This window comes from Mesorhizobium sp. M7D.F.Ca.US.004.03.1.1 (assembly GCF_003998635.1).
Classification (GTDB): Bacteria; Pseudomonadota; Alphaproteobacteria; order Rhizobiales; family Rhizobiaceae; genus Mesorhizobium; species Mesorhizobium loti.
In genome coordinates this window covers 1-479 of the sequence record NZ_RZQG01001766.1, presented here as the reverse complement: position 1 = coordinate 479, position 479 = coordinate 1, and the positions used below count along the sequence as shown (strand labels likewise).

At 59.7% G+C, this 479-nt stretch carries 1 protein-coding gene; it reads left to right on the top strand.

The features are described 5' to 3' along the window. Positions 1-479, top strand: a 479-nt coding sequence (gene tyrS, locus EN935_RS39930; protein WP_127374449.1) for a tyrosine--tRNA ligase, incomplete at both ends; no start/stop codon positions are given.

Here is a 479-nt window from a genome sequence, read left to right as displayed (position 1 = left end):
GGTCAGAACGACGCCATCATGGTCAACAACGCCGACTGGCTGATGGAGATCAACTACGTCAATTTCCTGCGCGACGTCGGCCGTCACTTTTCCGTCAACCGCATGCTGGCCTTCGATTCCGTCAAGCTCCGGCTCGATCGCGAGCAGTCGCTGTCGTTCCTCGAATTCAACTACATGATCTTGCAGGCCTATGATTTCGTCGAGCTTTACAAGCGTCTCGGCTGCCGCCTGCAGATGGGCGGTTCCGACCAGTGGGGCAACATCATCAACGGCATCGATCTCGGCCGCCGCATGGAGGACGCGCAGCTTTATGCGCTGACCACGCCGCTGCTCACCACCTCGTCAGGCGCCAAGATGGGCAAGTCTGCCTCTGGCGCGGTCTGGCTCGATGCGGAGATGCTGAGCCCCTACGAATTCTGGCAGTACTGGCGCAACACCGAGGATGCCGACGTTGGCCGCTTCCTGAAACTCTACACGAC